The sequence below is a fragment of the Streptomyces sp. NPDC050211 genome (genome assembly GCF_040656035.1).
Taxonomy (GTDB): Bacteria; Actinomycetota; Actinomycetes; order Streptomycetales; family Streptomycetaceae; genus Streptomyces.
This window is the reverse complement of sequence record NZ_JBFALC010000006.1, coordinates 1-17620: the sequence shown is the minus strand read 5'-3', so window position 1 is coordinate 17620 and position 17620 is coordinate 1. Positions and strand designations below refer to the sequence as shown.

The 17620-nt window shown below is 71.7% G+C and carries 11 protein-coding genes; 7 read left to right on the top strand and 4 right to left on the bottom strand.

Annotated elements, in window-relative coordinates; genetic code table 11:
- Positions 1-196: 196 nt before the first annotated feature.
- On the top strand, positions 197-5290 hold the full coding sequence (locus tag AB0I98_RS08435) for a hypothetical protein (RefSeq protein ID WP_362937206.1): 5094 nt from the start codon (positions 197-199) through the stop codon (positions 5288-5290).
- A 6-nt stretch (positions 5291-5296) separates the two neighbouring features.
- Here AB0I98_RS08435 and AB0I98_RS08430 read toward each other — a convergent pair whose 3' ends face one another.
- Positions 5297-6538 (bottom strand): amidohydrolase family protein, encoded by a 1242-nt coding sequence (locus tag AB0I98_RS08430; protein WP_362937203.1) that lies wholly within the window; start codon positions 6536-6538, stop codon positions 5297-5299.
- Positions 6539-6734: 196 nt separating this feature from the next.
- Between AB0I98_RS08430 and AB0I98_RS08425 the strand changes: the two genes are divergently transcribed.
- On the top strand, positions 6735-9686 hold the full coding sequence (locus AB0I98_RS08425; RefSeq protein ID WP_362937200.1) for a BTAD domain-containing putative transcriptional regulator: 2952 nt from the start codon (positions 6735-6737) through the stop codon (positions 9684-9686).
- Positions 9687-9893: 207 nt separating this feature from the next.
- On the top strand, positions 9894-10100 hold the full coding sequence (locus AB0I98_RS08420; protein WP_210581614.1) for a hypothetical protein: 207 nt from the start codon (positions 9894-9896) through the stop codon (positions 10098-10100).
- A gap of 79 nt (positions 10101-10179) precedes the next feature.
- Here AB0I98_RS08420 and AB0I98_RS08415 read toward each other — a convergent pair whose 3' ends face one another.
- On the bottom strand, positions 10180-10635 hold the full coding sequence (locus AB0I98_RS08415) for a hypothetical protein (RefSeq protein WP_362937197.1): 456 nt from the start codon (positions 10633-10635) through the stop codon (positions 10180-10182).
- 123 nt (positions 10636-10758) lie between these two features.
- Here AB0I98_RS08415 and AB0I98_RS08410 point away from each other — a divergent pair, with 123 nt between their 5' ends.
- Positions 10759-12168: an O-antigen ligase family protein gene (locus AB0I98_RS08410; RefSeq protein ID WP_362937194.1), complete on the top strand. Its 1410-nt coding sequence runs from the start codon at positions 10759-10761 to the stop codon at positions 12166-12168.
- On the opposite strand, the gene AB0I98_RS08405 is transcribed toward AB0I98_RS08410, so the two are convergent.
- Positions 12128-13690, bottom strand: coding sequence for a FadD3 family acyl-CoA ligase (locus AB0I98_RS08405; protein ID WP_362937191.1), 1563 nt, complete (start codon positions 13688-13690; stop codon positions 12128-12130). The genes AB0I98_RS08410 and AB0I98_RS08405 overlap by 41 nt on opposite strands.
- Positions 13691-13784: 94 nt before the next feature.
- Here AB0I98_RS08405 and AB0I98_RS08400 point away from each other — a divergent pair, with 94 nt between their 5' ends.
- The 3 genes from AB0I98_RS08400 to AB0I98_RS08390 are packed head-to-tail and all read left to right on the top strand — an operon-like array spanning position 13785 to position 16121.
- Positions 13785-14933, top strand: coding sequence for a lipid-transfer protein (locus tag AB0I98_RS08400; RefSeq protein ID WP_362937188.1), 1149 nt, complete (start codon positions 13785-13787; stop codon positions 14931-14933).
- 4 nt (positions 14934-14937) lie between these two features.
- Positions 14938-15354, top strand: coding sequence for an OB-fold domain-containing protein (locus tag AB0I98_RS08395; RefSeq protein ID WP_362937185.1), 417 nt, complete (start codon positions 14938-14940; stop codon positions 15352-15354).
- Positions 15351-16121: an enoyl-CoA hydratase/isomerase family protein gene (locus AB0I98_RS08390; protein WP_362937182.1), complete on the top strand. Its 771-nt coding sequence runs from the start codon at positions 15351-15353 to the stop codon at positions 16119-16121. Before AB0I98_RS08395 ends, AB0I98_RS08390 begins: the two co-directional genes overlap by 4 nt.
- 161 nt (positions 16122-16282) lie before the next feature.
- Here AB0I98_RS08390 and AB0I98_RS08385 read toward each other — a convergent pair.
- Positions 16283-17620, bottom strand: a 1338-nt coding sequence (locus AB0I98_RS08385; RefSeq protein WP_362937179.1) for a PQQ-binding-like beta-propeller repeat protein, incomplete at its 5' end; no start/stop codon positions are given.

Genomic DNA, 17620 nt, shown 5'->3' with positions numbered 1-17620 from the left:
CGTCACATGCATGGTGGGAGCTGATGGGCCGTCAGGCAAGGGGTCGGTGGAATGTCCCCGGCTGCAAAGAGGTGCCGGAGTCCTAAATGGCCTCTGGGTGTACCTGAGTTGGCCCACCGGTGCAGCACGAGCGGCAACTGTGCCAGGAGTGCGCGGAGTGATCTCGAACCGTCCCCGCGCTGGTTACGTTGAGGCCGTGCGGACTCAGCAGCAGCCGGGGAGCGGCAGGACCGGCGACTCCCAGCAGTCGTCCCAGGCGCCCCGCAACGCCAGGCCACCCGTCTCCGGCGCCGCTCCCCCCGCCCTCCTCGGACTCCAGCAGTCCGCGGGCAACGCGGCCACCTCGCGGGCGGTGCAACGCGCGCGGAACGGGAGCGCTCGGACGCAGTTACCGGCTGTCGACGAGAGCCCGGAAGTCGAGTTCGAGCTGCCGTCGTACCTGATGAACCTCCAGGCGGGCGGGCGCTCCTCGACGTACGGACTGACCGGGCACGAGTTCGTGCGGCATGCGGTGTCCGCGGTCGTCGGGCACGCCGATGGGACCGTCGCCGACATCGCGGGCGAACTGACGGGACGGCCGGAGAGCTTCTTCGGGCAGGGCCGTGCCTTCGCCGTCGAGGGCCGTACGGGCAAGGAGTGGTGGGACATCACCGTCTCCATCTCCCGGGCCCCCGACGACAGGCCGCCCGTCTTCCAGCAGAACGACCTGGCCGACGCCTCGCCGAAGACGGAGACGGAGACGGAGACCGGCGGTGTGCCGAAGGCCCGGCTGGATGACCCGGTGGGCAAGGACACCAAGCTCGACGTCCATCACAACACGGCCGCCAACGTCAGCTCCCAGGCCGGCGGGAACTCCAGCAAGGGCGCCGGAGGCCTCGCCTTCGGGCTCGCGCCCGTCGTCCCCGGTCTGTGGCTGGGCGGCGCCGGCATGGTCAACGCGCAGCCCTGGCAGTCCTCCCGGGAGTCCCGCCACCAGCGGAACGTGGCCGAGCCGCGGGTGCTGCGGAGCAAGGACGGCACGGTCGAGGTGCGGCGCAAGGTGCGCTTCGAGGTACGGGCCAAGCTGCGCGGCGGCACCGAGGACGTGCGCACTTATCGCGGCTCCGGCGCGCTCAGCCAGCGCGTGCCGACCGAGCATCTGGTCCCGGCCGGCATCGCGGCACCCGCCCCGCCGCGGCCCGTGAGCGCGGACACCGCCCGGAGCGTCTCGCTCGCCGACTCCATGGCCCCGGTCGCGGTGGCCGACGCAGCCGCGCCGCACGAGGGCGGCGGCGGCCTCTTCGACGCCGTCGCCTCCGTCCTGCACCCCTCGCTCACCGCACCCGGTGCGCCGGGCCGGAGCCGGCTGTATCAGGCGACCTCCACGGCGACCGTCCTGGAGGACATGCCGCGGCTGCTGCGGGACGGCGTGGTCGGTGAGGATCTGCACTCCAAGGACGACAAGACGGCGGGCAGTTACCATCTGCGTGCCGCGATCACCGGCCTCTCCCCGGCCTGGGGCACCGGCGAGACCCAGCTGCGCACCCACCAGCAGAGCCAGACGTCGGTCACGGAGAGCGCGGGCAAGGGGCGGTCCGTCGCGGGCGGCGTGGGCCCGGCGATCGGCGTGGGTGCGGTCGCCAACGCGGCGATCGTGCGGGGCACCGCGATGCCGGTCGGCGCCGCCCGCAAGGCGCGCTTCACCACGACCGAGCAGAGCGTCACCAGCCGGCAGGGCGCGGAGATCCGGGGCGAGAAGGCGCTCTACGCCGGGACGGTGGTCTTCACCGTGGAGGGGACGGGCCCGCGGTCGGCCCAGGCGATCCTGCACCCCGAGACCCGGGTCGCCCGGCACTCGATGAACGTGTGGATCAGCCTGCGGGCCGACGAGGCGGCGTCCTTCGGGCTGCCGCTGCCGCCCGGCATGACCGCCGAGGACTTCGTCAAGAAGCCGACGCGGGTCGACGAGAACGGCGAGGAGCAGGAGGTCGAGCGCCATCTTCCCTACGACGGGAAGGGCGCCGGCGTCGCGCTGAGCCGGGTCGACACCGGCCCCATGGTGCGGGCGGTGCGCGAGCTGTTCGCCACCGATCCCCGGCTGGCCGGTTACCTCCCCGCCTTCGGCACCGCCGCGCGGGCCGGTCACGTCAGCAACGAGGAGGACGAGGTCCAGCGGCACAACTACCGCGAGCTGATGACCACCCTCTCGGAGACCAACCTCCGGGTGAACAAGGACCAGTTGCTGTCCACCGGCATCCGGGTGCGGCTGCGCCGCAAGACGACCATGCACTCCCACGACGTGCAGCTCCTCGTCAAGGGCAGGCTGAGCGACACCGCCTACGAGGGCGACATCAAGGACTGGTCGGTGCGCAGCCACTCCGGTGTCAGCGCCAACGCCCAGAGCGGGCGCAGCAGCCAGCGGTCGATCGGCGGTCTGGTGCTCGGCCAGGCCCGGATCGTCCCCGGCGTCCTGACCGGCTCGGCCCGCTACGAGCGGCACAGCACCGGCGCCCACCGCAACCAGGCCGGCACGACCGGCCGTACGGACGTCGTGGCCAACGGCTCCGACACCGCCAGCGCCTTCCGGGCCGCCCTGCAGCTCGACGTGGAGGCCACCATGACCTCCCGGCCCCGCAAGCTCGCCCGCGGCCTCACTCCCGGCAAGCCGGGCCGGGACGTGCCGGAGGCCGAGCTCGTGACGTACAAGAACATGGGCAGCCAGGACGTACGGCTGACCACGCCGACGGAGTTCACGGTGGACCAGGAGGGGAAGGACCGGCTGGACGCGGTGGTCGCGGGCCGCGGGGAACCGGCGCCCGCCACCTCCAATGTCGCCGCCGAGGGCATCGGCGACCTGGCCACGCTCGTCCCGCAGCCGGCCACCGGGTCCCTGGTGCGGGACTGGCAGCTGGTGGAGACCGTCGAGGCGGCGCCCGTCCGGGAGCTCGCCTTCGCGCTGCTGTCCAAGGCCGCCGCCCGCAACAAGACCATGCGCGAGGACCCGGCGCTGGCGACGGAGGGGCTCGCGCCACGGCAGGCGATCGAGGAGCGGTTCGGCGAACGGGCGGTCCAGGGGGCGCTGCGGCAGGCCGCGTCCTCCGGCTGGGTCGTGAAGAACCTCCGCTATCCGCGCCGCCTCGCGGCCCTCAAGGGCGCCGTCGGCACCCGGCTCGCGCTGGCCAACCCGAAGTTCGTGCACAGGGGCGCGGGCCCGGGCACCGAGACCTTCGTGCTGGGCGGCCACCAGTCCGCGGGGCAGGCCGGCGAGGGCACCACCAGCGCCTGGCAGTTCGGCGTCATGGGCTCGGAGCAGGGCAGTATGTGGCGGGCCGGTCAGGGCCTGACGGCGATCCGTACGTCGAGCGAGGGCAACGCCCGGTCCCAGGCCGTGTCCGGCACGGTCGAGCGCAACGCCCACACTCCGAAGAAGGCCCCGCTCTATCTGGTCCAGTGCGATGTGCTGGTCGACATGATCGCGGAGGTCAAGGTCACCGGCGGCGGCCCCTACGTGGCGAAGGGCGCCCAGACGCTGCCCGCCGCGGCGGGCGTGTGGCTGACGGAGGCGCAGCTGCCGGCGGAGATCCGGCGGGAGCTGGGGCTGGACGCCCCCGCACCGGCCAAGGCGTCCGCCGCCGCGCAGGAAGAGAGCCCGGCGGAGAGTTCCCGGATGGCCGCCGAGCGGGCCGCCACGGACACCGCCGGCCCGTCCTCGTCCGCGGCGCCCGCCGGCACCGGCCCGTCGCTGCGCCGCGAACTGCCGCTGGGGTTCGGCATGATCGAGGATCTTCCGGACTTCGTACCGCTGCTGGCCCAGCTGCGTGCGCGGCTTGTCGCGAACCGGCGGCAGGGCCTCGCCGACGATCTGCTGCCGCGCCGGCAGCTCGACGACCGCAACGACAACGTGCAGCGGCTGCTGCGCGTCCTGGACCGCGACGGCTCCGCCGGGCTGCTGTCCAGCGCCATGGACGGCGGGGTCACGGTCGAGCTGTTCGACGGCCGCAAGACGCCGTACTGGGCCGTGTTCAAGGTCGACCGGGTCGGTGACGGCACGTTCCTGGGCGAGGCGGGCGACAAGCGGGATATGGAGTACATCACCTCGGCCGTCGCCCAGCAGGCCGACTCCCACGACGAGGGCGTGGCGACCGGCGTCGAGGCCATCGTCGCGGGATCAGGCAAACCGGAGGCCGGGGCCGGGCAGTTGAAGAGCACCGGCGGTGCGGGGGGCCTCGGACTCTCGTCCGGCACCTCGCGGCGCAGCGGTGCCGTGAGCCGGGGCCAGCTCGGCATGAAGACGGTCGCGGAGGCGGGTGCGGCGCCGTCGTCGAAGATGCGGGTGCCGGTCCGGGCGAGCCTGGAACTGTACCGGGGCAACTCCCGGGTGGGGCTGGCCCAGCTGGACAATCTGGCGCTGACCCATCGCGTCCTGAACGCGGACCTCAAAGCCCTCTCCCACGTGGAGCTTCCGGCTCAGGACGCGGCGCTCGTCGCCGGGGGCGGCTCGCGTGACGACGGCTCGGTCGGCCTGGACGTCTGGCGTGCGGGCGGTGTGCGGCTGCCGCTGGAGGCGCAGGTCAACGGCTTCCAAGGGGCCACGCAGGTCCGGCAGTTGGTGACGGACGCGGTCCGGCGGGCGGGTGGCGGCGACCGGTTCCGCGACAAGGGGCAAGCCGCCGCGTACGCCCTGAACGAGGCGGTGTCCACGGAGTGGATGATCGCCGCGCTGCCGCTGCTCACCTCCGCCGGCGTCGACCTGCCCCCGGTGCATGCCTCCGGCGCGGAGGGCCAGAATCTGAACGCTTCCCTGCACGCACGGCTGCGCAACGGCCTGGTGCTGGGCGTCGGCGACAAGATGACCTTCGAGACGATCGGCCAGAGCGAGCTGGACGCGCCCCGCCCCACCCAGGAGGACGGCCAGAGCTCCACCGACCACAGCAGGGCGGCCCGCCCGCTGTTCGGTGCGGGCCTGCTCAACGCCGACCAGTTCCGCCTCAACCAGCTGATGGGCAACACGGGCGGCTCCGGCGGCGCGACCGACGCCACGGCGAACTCCTCCGGCTCGACGCCGATGCACAAGCCGAAGATGAAGTCCGTGCTGGTCCAGTTCACGCTGGACGTCAGGGTGGTGGCTCAGGTGACCAACCGGGTCCGCAGCGGCCGTACGAGTACGGCCGTACGGGAGACGACCCTGGCCCGTCCGGTGGTGGTCCGCATGCCGGAGGCCGTGGTCCGCCGGATGCTGGCCACCCAGGGCAACCAGCTCTCCGTCCGTCGCACGCCCAGGATGTCGCCGTCGGCGCGGGCCAGTCCGTGAGCCGGCTCACGGACCGGCCCAGAGCCCGTCGTCCGTGAGCCCCAGCAGCTCGATCGCGTTACGCCGTACGATCCGCTCGACGACGTCCGCCTCCAGGTGCCCCATCTGCGTCTCGCCGACCTTGCGCGACTCGGGCCAGGTGGAGTCGGAGTGGGGGTAGTCGGTCTCGTAGAGGACGTTACCGACCCCGATGGCGTCGAGGTTGCGCAGCCCGAAGGCGTCGTCGAAGAAGCAGCCGTAGACATGCTCGGCGAAGAGCTCGGACGGCGGCCGGTGCACCTTGTCCGCGACGCCGCCCCACCCCCGGTTCTCCTCCCAGACGATGTCGGCGCGCTCGAGGATGTACGGGATCCAGCCGATCTGCCCTTCCGCGTACATGACCTTCAGCCCCGGGAAGCGCTCGAACTTGCCGCTCATCAGCCAGTCCACCATCGAGAAGCAGCAGTTGGCGAAGGTGATGGTGGAGCCGACGGCGGGCGGGGCGTCGGCGGAGGTGGAGGGCATACGGCTGCTGGAGCCGATGTGCATGGCGACGACGGTGCCGGTCTCGGCGCAGGCGGCGAGGAAGGGGTCCCAGTAGTCGGTGTGGACGGAGGGCAGGCCGAGGTGCGGGGGTATCTCGGAGAAGGCGACGGCCCGGACGCCGCGGGCGGCGTTGCGCCGTACTTCCGCCGCCGCCAGCTCGGCGTCCCAGAGGGGAATGAGGATGAGCGGTATGAGCCGGCCCTGGGCCTCGGGTCCGCACCACTCCTCCACCATCCAGTCGTTGTAGGCCTGGATGCAGAGCAGGCCGAGTTCGTGGTCGCTCGCCTCCGTGAAGGTCTGCCCGCAGAAGCGGGGGAAGGTGGGGAAGCAGACGGCGGACTGGACGTGGTTGACGTCCATGTCGGCGAGGCGGGCGGGGACGTCGTACGAGCCGACGCGCATCTGCTCGTACGTGATCACCTCGAGCTTGATCTCGTCCCTGCTGTAGCCGACCGCCGTGTCCAGGCGGGTGAGCGGCCGATGCAGATCCTCGTAGATCCACCAGTCGCCGATCGGTCCGTCGTCGCTGCCGGGGGTGCCCATGACGGGCTTGAAGCGGCCGCCGAGGAAGGACATCTCCTTCAGTGGCGCGCGGACTATGCGCGGTCCGATGTCCAGGTACTTCTTCGGAAGCCGGTTCTGCCACACGTCCGCGGGCTCCACGGTGTGGTCGTCGACGGAGATGATCTTCGGAAATGCCGGTGTGGTCTCCATGACGCTCACGGTAGCGCTGATCTGACGACCCGTCAGCTATGCGGTGACGGGCGTTGATGGTGGGGTCTGTGCGGAAGTGTGCGGAGAGGGTGTGTGGGCTTTGTGGTATCCCGCGCGCCGACCTGTGATCGTGGCCCCCACAGCTGACGCGCCCGGCATGCACAAGGCAAACTGACCTAGTTGTCGGGTCGGCTAGGGGGACTGCATGGACGGAGTACCGCGGGTGCCTCAGCAGCGGAGTCCAGGCTCCCCCGAGGAGCAGGCGGCGCTGCGCTTCAGCGTGCTCGGACCGGTGCGCGCCTGGCGCGGCGAGGAATCGCTGACCACCGGTTCCCCCCAGCAACGCGCCCTGCTCGCCGCCCTCCTGCTCCGCGAGGGCCGCACCGCGACCGCCGCGGAACTGATCGACGCCCTCTGGGGCGAGGAGCCCCCGTCCCAGGCCCTGGCGGCGCTGCGCACCTACGCCTCCCGCCTGCGCAAGGTGCTGACCCCCGGCGTCCTGGTCAGCGAATCCGGCGGCTACGCGATCCGGGGCCTGCCGGACGGCTCCCTGGACCTCACGACGGCCCAGGACCTGGCGACCGAGGCGGAGAAGGCACGCAACGCCGGGGACCTGTGCCATGCGCGGGAGGTGCTGGGCCGCGCCCTGTCCCTCTGGGACGGAGAGGTGCTGGCGGGGGTGCCGGGCCCGTACGCGGAGGCGCAACGGGTGAGGCTGGAGGAATGGCGCCTCCAACTCCTCGAATCCCGCCTGGACATGGACCTGGAACAGGGCTGCCATGCGGAGGCCGTGTCGGAACTGACGGCTCTGACGGCGGCGCATCCCCTCCGGGAGCGGCTGCGTGAGCTGCTGATGCTGGCGCTGTACCGCTCGGGCCGCCAGGCGGAGGCCCTCGCGGTGTACGCCGACACGCGCCGCCTGCTCGCCGACGAACTGGGCGTGGACCCGCGCCCGGGCCTGCGCGAACTCCAGCAGCGCATCCTGCGGGCGGACCCCGGCCTGGCGGAACCGTCGGCACCGGTGGCCGAACCCGCGGTCGTCCCGGTCCGCCCGGCCCAACTCCCCGCGACCGTCCCCGACTTCACCGGAAGGGCCTCCTTCGTCTCCGAGCTGAGCGAGGTCCTCGCCTCCGCGGAGGGCCGCGTGATGGCGGTCTCCGCCCTGGCCGGAATCGGCGGCGTCGGCAAGACGACCCTCGCGGTGCACGTGGCCCACCAGGCCCGGGCGGCCTTCCCGGACGGCCAGCTGTACGTGGACCTCCAGGGCGCGGGCACCGGGGCGGCGGAGCCGGAGACGGTACTGGGCTCGTTCCTCCGGGCGTTGGGCACCGCGGACTCGGCGATCCCGGACTCGCTGGAGGAGCGCTCGGCGCTGTACCGGTCGGTGCTGGACGGCCGGCGCGTGCTGGTCCTGCTGGACAACGCACGGGATGCCGCCCAGGTACGTCCCCTGCTGCCGGGTACGGCAGGCTGCGCGGCCCTGGTGACCTCCCGGGTACGGATGGTGGACCTGGCGGGCGCCCACCTGGTCGACCTGGACGTGATGTCCCCCGACGAGGCGTTGCTGCTCTTCACCAAGATCGTGGGCGAGGAACGCGTCGCCTCCGAGCGGGAGGCCGCGCTGGACGTCGTAGCGGCATGCGGCTTCCTGCCGCTGGCGATCAGGATCGCGGCGTCCCGGCTGGCGGCCCGCCGCACCTGGACGGTGTCGGTACTGGCGGCGAAACTCGCGGACGAGCGGCGGCGACTGGACGAACTGCAGGCCGGCGACCTGGCGGTGAAGGCGACCTTCGAGCTGGGCTACGGCGCACTGGAACCGGCCCAGGCACGCGCCTTCCGCCTCCTGGGCCTGGCCGACGGCCCCGACATCTCGCTGGCGGCGGCCGCGGCGGTACTGGACCTCCCCGTGGAAGACACCGAGGATCTCCTGGAAGCCCTCGTCGACACCTCGCTGCTGGAATCGGCGGCGCCCGGCCGGTACCGGTACCACGACCTCGTACGACTCTACGCGCGTGCGTGCGCGGAACGGGACGAGTGGCCGCCGAGCGAGCGGGACGCGGCGATGTCGCGGTTGCTGGACTTCTACCTGGCCACTGCGGCGGGGGTCTATGCGATGGAGCGGCCTGGGGATCGGTTGGTGGATCACCTGGAGCGGACGGACTACCCCGGGCTGAGCTTCACCGATCGGCATGCGGCGCAGGACTGGCTGTACTCCGAAGCGCATGCCTTGCTCGCGTTCACCCAGCAGTGCACCCAGCTCGCCGTGCTTCGGCGGGCGGTGGATCTGTTGTGGGCGGCGAAGGATCTCGCCGAGTCGGGCGCCAACTCCAAGCAGTACGAGACTGTCGCCGTCACACTGCGAGGTGCGGCCGATCGGGCCCGGGATCCGCAGGCTCTGAGCCGGGCGCTCACGACGCTCACCAATGTCCATCTCGTGGCCGGACGCTTCAGTGAGGCGGACGAAGAGGCACGACATGCCATGGAGCTGGCCCACATGGCGGACGACCTGGCACCCAGGTGCTGGGCCGCCAACGACCGCGGCATCATCGCGCTCTACCAGAACCGCTACGCCGACGGTGAGGCGTATCTCCGGCAGGCCATCGACAGCTTCCGGCAGGACGAGAACCTCGCCGGAGAGGCCAGCGCACTTTGCAACCTCTCGCGTATCCACCTTGCCCTGGGCCGGGTCGGCAGCGCGGTGGAACTCGCGCAGCAGGGCATCGCCATCTACGACCGCCTGGGCCACACGCTGCGCGGCGCCAACGGCCGCTACGCCTTGGGGATGGCTCTGACCGGCCAGGGCGCACTGAGTGCGGCGGTCGATCGGCTCACCGAGGCCTTGGAGGTGTTCCGCGACAGCAGGCAGCGGCTCTGGGAGGGGATGACGCTCTTCCGCATGGCGGAAGCGCATCTCGCGGCGCGCAAGCCGGCCGAGGCCGCGGCTCTGGCGGAGCAGGCACAGGCCGTCCTGCGCGGCATCGGTGGCGAATGGCGCCGGGGCAACATCCTGACCGTTCTCGGCCGCGCGCTGAGCGACCTGAACCAGACCGGCCGAGCGCGTGCCTGCTGGCAAGAGGCCCTCTCCATCTACGACTCGCTGGACTCGCCGGAGGCCGCCGACGTGCGACTCCTGCTCACCCCGGCGGCGGCCGCCTGAGCTTGTCGTTCAAGGTCCGGCAGAGCGTTCATCGTTCGTTTATCGCGCCAGGGCAGTCTGTGCGTTGTCGATCCGTCGCGTCGGGGGGCAGACGGGTCAGCGGTGATCACCATCGCTAGGGTGTACGACCCTGACATGCCCGTCCGGCGGCCCGCGGGGGAGTTGCCGGACGGGCATCGCCCATCAATGAACGGGAGTTGCCAGTCCATGAGCGATGCCAAGAAGGACACCGTGGTCAAGCCGCTCGACAACCACGCCACGGATGTCACCACGCAGGACAACCACGCGACCGACGAAGAGATCACCACGCTCGACAACCACGCGACGGGCGGCACCGTGAAGCCGCTCGACAACCACGCGACCGGCGGCACGGTGAAGCCGCTCGACAATCACGCGACGGGCGAAGAGGCCTGACCAGACCCAACTCCACACGGGGATCGGCCGCGGCGGCGCGGAGGGGAGCCGCCGCGGCCGATGCATGCTGGTGCCCGGGCTACGGCGAATTCTTCTCGCCGCACACGGTGCAGCGGAATCCCGTGCCGTGGTGATAGTCGCGGGTCATGGCGGTCACGTAGCCGCACATTCCGCACCGCACGACGCGGTCGCACGGGCCCATGTGCAGTGTCTCGGCCGCCGGGTGTCTCTTGCGGAACTCTGCCGGCACCTGATTGCCCCACACGCTGTTCCCGGGGACGAAGGGCTGCTCGGCAGAGGTCAGACGGCCGTGGCGAGTGGAGTACTCCGTCTCCCCGCAGTGGGTGCACCGGCGCTTCTGGCTGCAGGCGTCCATCGCGACCCACTCGCCCCAGTGTGAGGTGTACGAGGGCGAGCGATATGAGCACCGCCGACAGACGTTGGCCTCGGTGCAGGGATATTCCGGGTAGAAGATCCGTACCTTCTCAAGGTCATGGGAGCCCATCAGGCAGGCGAAGCGGTCACGGATGCGCACGTCCGGTTCCTTCCCCGCCCGCTGGTGCGGCACAACCCCGCCGACGTCCGTCCCCACACCCGCTCCACCCCGTTCGCCCCATCGACACCCCCCGTACTCCCCTCACCGCCACGCTCGGGTGTCATGGCATACGACCGGACGACGGCAACGCCAGGCCAGGGGCTGCCGGGGGCCTTTCAGAAGTTCGTGCAGTTCGTGCCGCTCGGTGTGGTGGCCACCATCCTGGTCGACGCGGCGACGGACTTCTTCCCCGACGATCCGCTCATCGGGATCGTGACACCGCTGCGGCTGCTGGTCGTCGTCGGGTTCGTCGCCCTGCTGCTGCCCGGTCCGACGCGGGCCCGAATACGGGACTTCCGTACCCGGCTCGACATCCCGATCGGCTTGCTGGTGCTGGCTGCGACGGCGTCCACCTTCCATGGGGGCCACCCGACCGCCCCGCTCCGCGGCCTGATCACGGTGCTCGCCTGCTACTACCTCGTCGTCGGACTGCGCCGCACGCAGCCGGAGTCGTGGCGGGCGATCGGGCTGCTGGCGCTGGTCGGCGTGGGCGCCGCCGCGACCGCCGCCTTCTCGCAGTTCACGAATGACACGCCGACCGGCTTCTGCCGTACCGGGCTGCTCACGGACATCTCGTGCGACGACACCAGCGGCGACGTCCTGATCCGGGCGATCGGCACCTTCGCCAACCCCAACCTGCTCTCCGCCTTCCTCGTCCTGCTCGTGCCGTTCGTGCTGCTCGCCGCCGTCTCCGTCGACGAGCGCACCGCCCGTACCGCCGTGGTCCTCGTCGGAGTCGTCGGATACGCGGCGCTGCTCACCACCTTCTCCCGCGCGGGCTACGTCGCCGGCACAGCCGGCCTGCTCGTCCTCGCCGGTGCCTACTGGCTCGCCCCCCGGCTCGCCGACCGCGCGCAGCGCCGGATCGTCGCCACGCTCGGGGCGCTGGGGCTGGCCGCCGCCGCTGCCGCGATCTGGGCCGTGTCGCAGGCCGGGAACTCCCTCGGCGTCCGCGGGCAGGCCTGGGACGCCGCGCTCACGCTGGCCAAGGAGAACGCCCTCGGTGTCGGCCTCGGCCGCGCCGGTGCCGTCATCTCCGCGACCGCCCCCGGCGACCGCATCTTCGTGCACGCGCACAACATGTGGCTGAACTGGCTCGTCGAAACGGGCGCCCTCGGTCTGCTGGCGATGCTCGCCGTGGCCGTCGTCGCCTGGCTGCACGCGGCCCGTATCGCCCGTGCGAAGTCCGTCCTCGGCACCGTCGGGCTGGCCTCGCTGACCGGGTTCTTCCTGATCGGCATGATGGATCACCCGGCCAACCTGGACCGGATCGACATCCTGTTCTGGGTCGTCCTCGCCGTCGTCATGGCCGAGACGCCGGACCGGGCGAGCAGCACCACGGCCGGCGCCTCCGCCAACCGGCACCGCCAGAGCGTCCAGCCACAGCAGGGGCAGCCGCTCCCCGAATCCCGGCCGGAGCAGACGCAGCCGCTCACCCCGATCGCAGCTCGCCCTTCACCACCTTCCCGCTAGCGTTCCTCGGCAGCTCGGACACGAACTCCACCACCCGCGGCACTTTGTAGTTCGCCATCTCCCGCCGCGCCCACGCGATCAGGTCGTCGCCGGTGAGCAGCGCCCCCGGCCGCCGCACCACGTACGCCTTCCCGACCTCGCCGAGTCGCGCGTCCGGTACGCCGATCACCGCGACGTCCGCCACATCGGGATGCAGGCCGAGGAGTTGCTCTATCTCCGCCGGGTAGGCGTTGAAGCCGCCGACGATGAACATGTCCTTGATGCGGTCCGTGATGCGCAGGTTGCCCTCGTCGTCCAGCACGCCCACGTCGCCGGTCCGCAGCCACCCGTCCGCCCCCAGCACCTCCGCCGTCGCCGCCTCGTCCTCGTAGTAGCCGCGCATCACGTTGAAGCCGCGGACCAGGACCTCGCCGGGCTCGCCGACCGGTGCCTCGACGCGCACCTCCGTGCCCGGGATCGCCCGGCCCGAGGTCGACGCGATCACCGGCAGCGGATCTCCCCGCCGGCACATCGTCACGATGCCGCTCGCCTCGGACAGGCCGTACGCCGTCAGCACCGTCTCCACGCCCAACTCGCCCCGCAGCCGCTCCACCAGGCGCAACGGCACCACCGCGGCGCCCGTCACGACCAGCCGCAGCGCGGACAGGTCGTGCGCGTCCCTCGCGGGGTGGTCCAGGAGGGACTGGTGCAGGGTTGGTGGCCCCGGCAGTACGGACACCCGTTCCGCCGCTATGTTCGCCAGGGCCGTGTCGACGTTGAACACCGGCTGCGGGATCATCGTCGCGCCGCGCATCAAGCACGCGATCACACCGGCCTTGTAACCGAAGGTGTGGAAGAAGGGGTTCACGATGAGGTAGCGGTCACCGCGCCTCAACCCCGCGAGATCGCTCCAGACTTCGTACGCCCGCAACGTCTGCGCATGCGTGATCACCGCGCCCTTGGGACGGCCCGTCGTACCGGACGTGAAGACGATGTCCGACGGCCAGGAACCGTCCACCGCCGCCGAGCGTGCGCGCACCTCGGACGGCTCCACTCCCTCGCCGCCGGCCAGGAAGTCCTTCCAGGTGCGGTAGTCGGCGGGGGCGTCGTCCGACAGCACGACCACCTGCTCCAGCTCCGGCAGCCCCGGCCCCTCCGCGACCGCCCGCCGCAGTGACGCCACATACGACGTCCCCAGGAACGTCCCCGTCACGAACAGCAGCCGCGCCCCGCTCCTGCGCAGCACATCCGCCGCCTCCACGCCCTTGAAGCGGGTGTTGACGGGGACCAGCACCGCCCCGGCCGACACCGCGCCGAGCGCCGCGACGATCCAGTCGAGGGAGTTCGGGGCCCAGATCCCGACCCGGTCGCCGGGCTCGATCCCGTTCGCCATGCAGGCCGCCGCCGACCGTTCGACGCGGGCGCCCAGTTCGGCGTACGAGATCCGCGTGCGGCCCTCCACCACCGCCTCGGCGTCCGCGTACCGCTCGGCGGCGGACCGGACGAGTCCCGGAATGCTGCCCCACTCCACGTCACCGCGCACAGCACGCCTCCCCAACCTCGTAGCTGACTACCCGTCAGATTAGCTGTACCCTGACGGCCTGTCAGCAGCCCTTCAACAGCGTGGAGGTGCGCACATGGCCGGACTCAAGGACGCCACCGCCATCGTCGGCATCGGGCAGACCCCCTTCGCCAAGCACCTCCCCGACGACGAGCGGACGCTCGCCTGCCGTGCCGTTCTCGCCGCTCTCGACGACGCCGGTATCGCGCCCGGCGAGGTCGACGCGCTCGCCTCGTACACGATGGAGGAGACGGACGAGGTGGAGCTGGCGAAGGCCGTCGGGTTCGGCGACCTCACCTTCTTCAGCAAGGTCGGTTACGGCGGCGGCGGTTCCTGCGCCACCGTCGCCCATCTCGCCGCGGCCATCGCGACCGGGCAGGCGACCGTGGGCGTGGCCTGGCGGTCACGCAAACGCGGGTCCGGCCTCCGCCCCTGGACCAACACCGCCGTACAACTGCCCACCCCCGCCCAGTGGACCCGCCCCTTCGGCCTGCTGCGGCCCGCCGACGAGATAGCCATGCTCACCCGCCGCTATATGCACGAGTACGGCGCCACCCGCGACCACCTCTTCAACGTCGCCCTCGCCTGCCGCAACCGGGCCAACCAGAATCCCGCCGCGATCATGTACGACCGCCCCCTCACCCGCGAGATGTACATGACCTCCCGCTGGATCAGCGAGCCCCTCTGTCTCTTCGACAACTGCCTAGAGACGGACGGGGCGTTGGCCTGCGTGATCGTCAGCAGAGAGCGAGCCCGCGACTGCCGGCACACCCCCGCCTACGTCCACTCCGCCGCCCAGGGCCTGCCCGCCCAGCACCACGGCATGGTCAACTACTGGAACGACGACCCCCTCACCGGCCCCGCCTGGACCGCCGCCCGGCACCTGTGGAAACACGCCGACTTCACACCCCAGGACATCGACGTCGCCCAGATCTACGACGCGTTCACGCCCCTCATCCCACTCTCCCTGGAGGGCTACGGCTTCTGCGGGCGCGGCGAGGGCGGGGCGTTCACGGAGGGCGGCGCGCTGGAGATCGGCGGGCGGCTGCCGCTGAACACCGGGGGCGGCGGGCTCTCCGAGGCCTACGTGCACGGCTTCAACCTCATCAACGAAGGCGTGAAGCAGTTGCGCGGCACGAGCACCGCCCAGGTGCCGGGGGCCGCCACCTGCCTGGTCACGGCCGGCGAAGGGGTTCCGACGTCCGCATTGCTGCTGAGGAGTTGAGAACATGCTGGCTCCCGTCACCGACACCGACGGCGCCCCCTTCTGGCAGTACGCGGCCCAGGGGGAACTGCGCATCCAGGCCTGCGCCGACTGCGGCGAACCCCGTTTCCCGCCCCGCCCCTGCTGCCCCCACTGCCAGTCCTTCGCGAGCGAGTGGCGGCAGGTCAGCGGGCACGGGCGCATCTGGTCGTACGTCGTCCCCCACCCGCCCCTGCTGCCCGACTACGCGGCGCAGGCGCCGTACAACGTCATCGTCGTCGAACTCGCCGACGCCCCCCGGATACGCCTCGTCGGGAACCTGGTCACGGAGGCCGGGGCGCCGCTCAACTCCCTCTCCTCCGACCGCATTCGCATCGGCGCCAGGGTGCAGGTCGTGTTCACCGACACCGGCCTTCCGCAGTGGATCCTGGAGCGTCCATGACCCTCGACCTCACGACCGACAAGGACACCGGCGTAGCGGTCGTCACCCTCAACCGCCCGGACCGTCTCAACGCGATCGACCTGACGACGACGTCCCAACTGCACGAGGCTTGGCGGGAGTTGCGGTTCGACGACTCCGTACGGGCCGTCGTGCTCACCGGGGCCGGGGAGCGGGCGTTCTGCACGGGGATCGACCGGGACGCCGTCGTGCCGCAGCCGAACTCGCCGTACATGACGGACGATCCGCTCCTGCGCATCGGCCCGAAGGCGAACGACCTGTGGAAACCGGTGATCGCCGCCGTGCACGGCATGGCCTGCGGCGGCGCCTTCTACCTCCTCGGCGAGTCCGACTTCCTCATCGCCGACCCGACCGCCACGTTCTTCGACCCGCACACCGCCTACGGAATGGTCAGCGCGTACGAGTCGGTACTGATGGCCCAACGGATGCCCTACGGCGAGGCCGCGCGGATGGCCCTGATGGGAACGGCGGAACGAATCTCGGCCCAGCGCGCCTACGACATCGGGCTCGTCTCCGAACTCACGGAGCCCGGCGAGGCATTGGCGGCGGCCACTGAGTGCGCGACGGTGATCGCCGGGTACCCGACGGAGGCGGTACAGGGGACGGTACGGGCGCTGTGGGCGGCGCGGGAGGGGGCGGTCGGGCGAGGCTTCGCACAGGCCCCGCACCTGGTGGCCCTCGGCAATCTGCCGGGTGACCGGCAGGCGGAGCTGTTCAAGGGGCGGGGGCAGGCGTTCCGGCTGCGCTGAACGGCGCCACATGGCGGGGCCCACCGACCGGGCGTAGCGTCTGCCATGACGGCCGCCGTCCGGAACGACCCTTCCGTGCGCCCGTACGACGGCCGTCGCCCCTTTAGGGGCGCGGGGAACTGCGCGACCAGCCCCCACCAACCCGCACCCGGCAACGACCCCTACGCAGTACGAGCCGTCCCCGTACCCTTCTCCGCGTCGAGTGCATAAACGCACCGATCCTTACTGCACGCGTACACAACCCCATCCCGCACCACCGGCGACCCAGTGATCTCCCCACCCGTCGCCAGCTTCCACCTCAACCGCCCGTCATCGGCCTTGAGCGTGTACAGCAGATGATCCGTGGACCCGAAGTGGATCCGCCCCTCCGCCACGGACGGCGAACCGACGATGTCGCCGCCCGCCTGGAACCGCCACTTCGGCGTACCGGTGACCGCGTCAAGCGTGTAGAGCCCCTTGCCGCTGCCCACATGGACATGCCCCCCGGCCACCAGCACCGGCTCGACGGACGCGCGGGACTCCGTCGCGATGCGCCAGCGATCGCGGCCGTCCGTGGCGTCGAGGGCGTACACCGTGCCGAGGTAGTCGGCGAGGTAGACCCCGCCGCCGGCGACGGCCGGGCCGGGGACGAAGGTCGGCGGGCAGAGGAAGACCGCCGGCGCCTCGAAGTGCCAGCGGACATGGCCGGAGGTCACGTCGACGGCGAGGACGCGCGTCCCGGCGGAGACGTACACGAATCCGTCGTGGGCCTGCGCCACCCGTACCGGAACGCCGCCGCAGGAGGCCGCGTCGCCGATGGGGTACGACCAGCGCTCGTCGCCGGTACGGGCGTCCAGCGCACGCAGCCGGGCGTCCTGCCAGACGAACACCGTGCCGTCGTACAGCGCGGGCCCGGCCTCAGGGGACTCGAAGTCGGTCTGCGCGCCGGTGATCTCCCACAGCTTCTGCCCGTTCGAGGCCTCCCAGGCCTGGACGCCGCCGCCGCGGGTCCCGGTGATGACGGTGCCGCGGTCGGCCTTGAGCGAGTAGACCCAGGCGTCGGTGGACAGGCGCCACAGGTCCGCGCCCTCCCGGGCGTCGAGGGCGTACAGGGTGGGCCCGTCGGAGGCGTGGATACGGCCGTCCGCGACCGCCATCGACCAGGCGACGTCTCTCGTCTTGAAGCGGCGGCGGCCCGTGGCCACGTCGAGGGCGTGGACCTCGAAGGAGGTGACGTAGACGAGGTCGCCGGAGACGGAGGGGGTGCCCCAGACGTCGTTCGACATACGGAAGCGCCAGGGGCGCCAGCCGGCCGCGGTCTCCGGGGGTGCGGGCGGCGGTGCGGATACGGCAGGGCCCACGGCAGGCTCCGTGCCGTTGACGCCGGGGCGGGGACGGGACCAGGAGGCGACCAGGCCGGCCTCTGGAGGGGGTGCCTTCACGGCGGCGGCGCGGGCGTCGGCGACGCGCGGGCCGGGCCCGATCGGCACCGCGCCGCCGGCCAGCCGTACGGGGCCGGT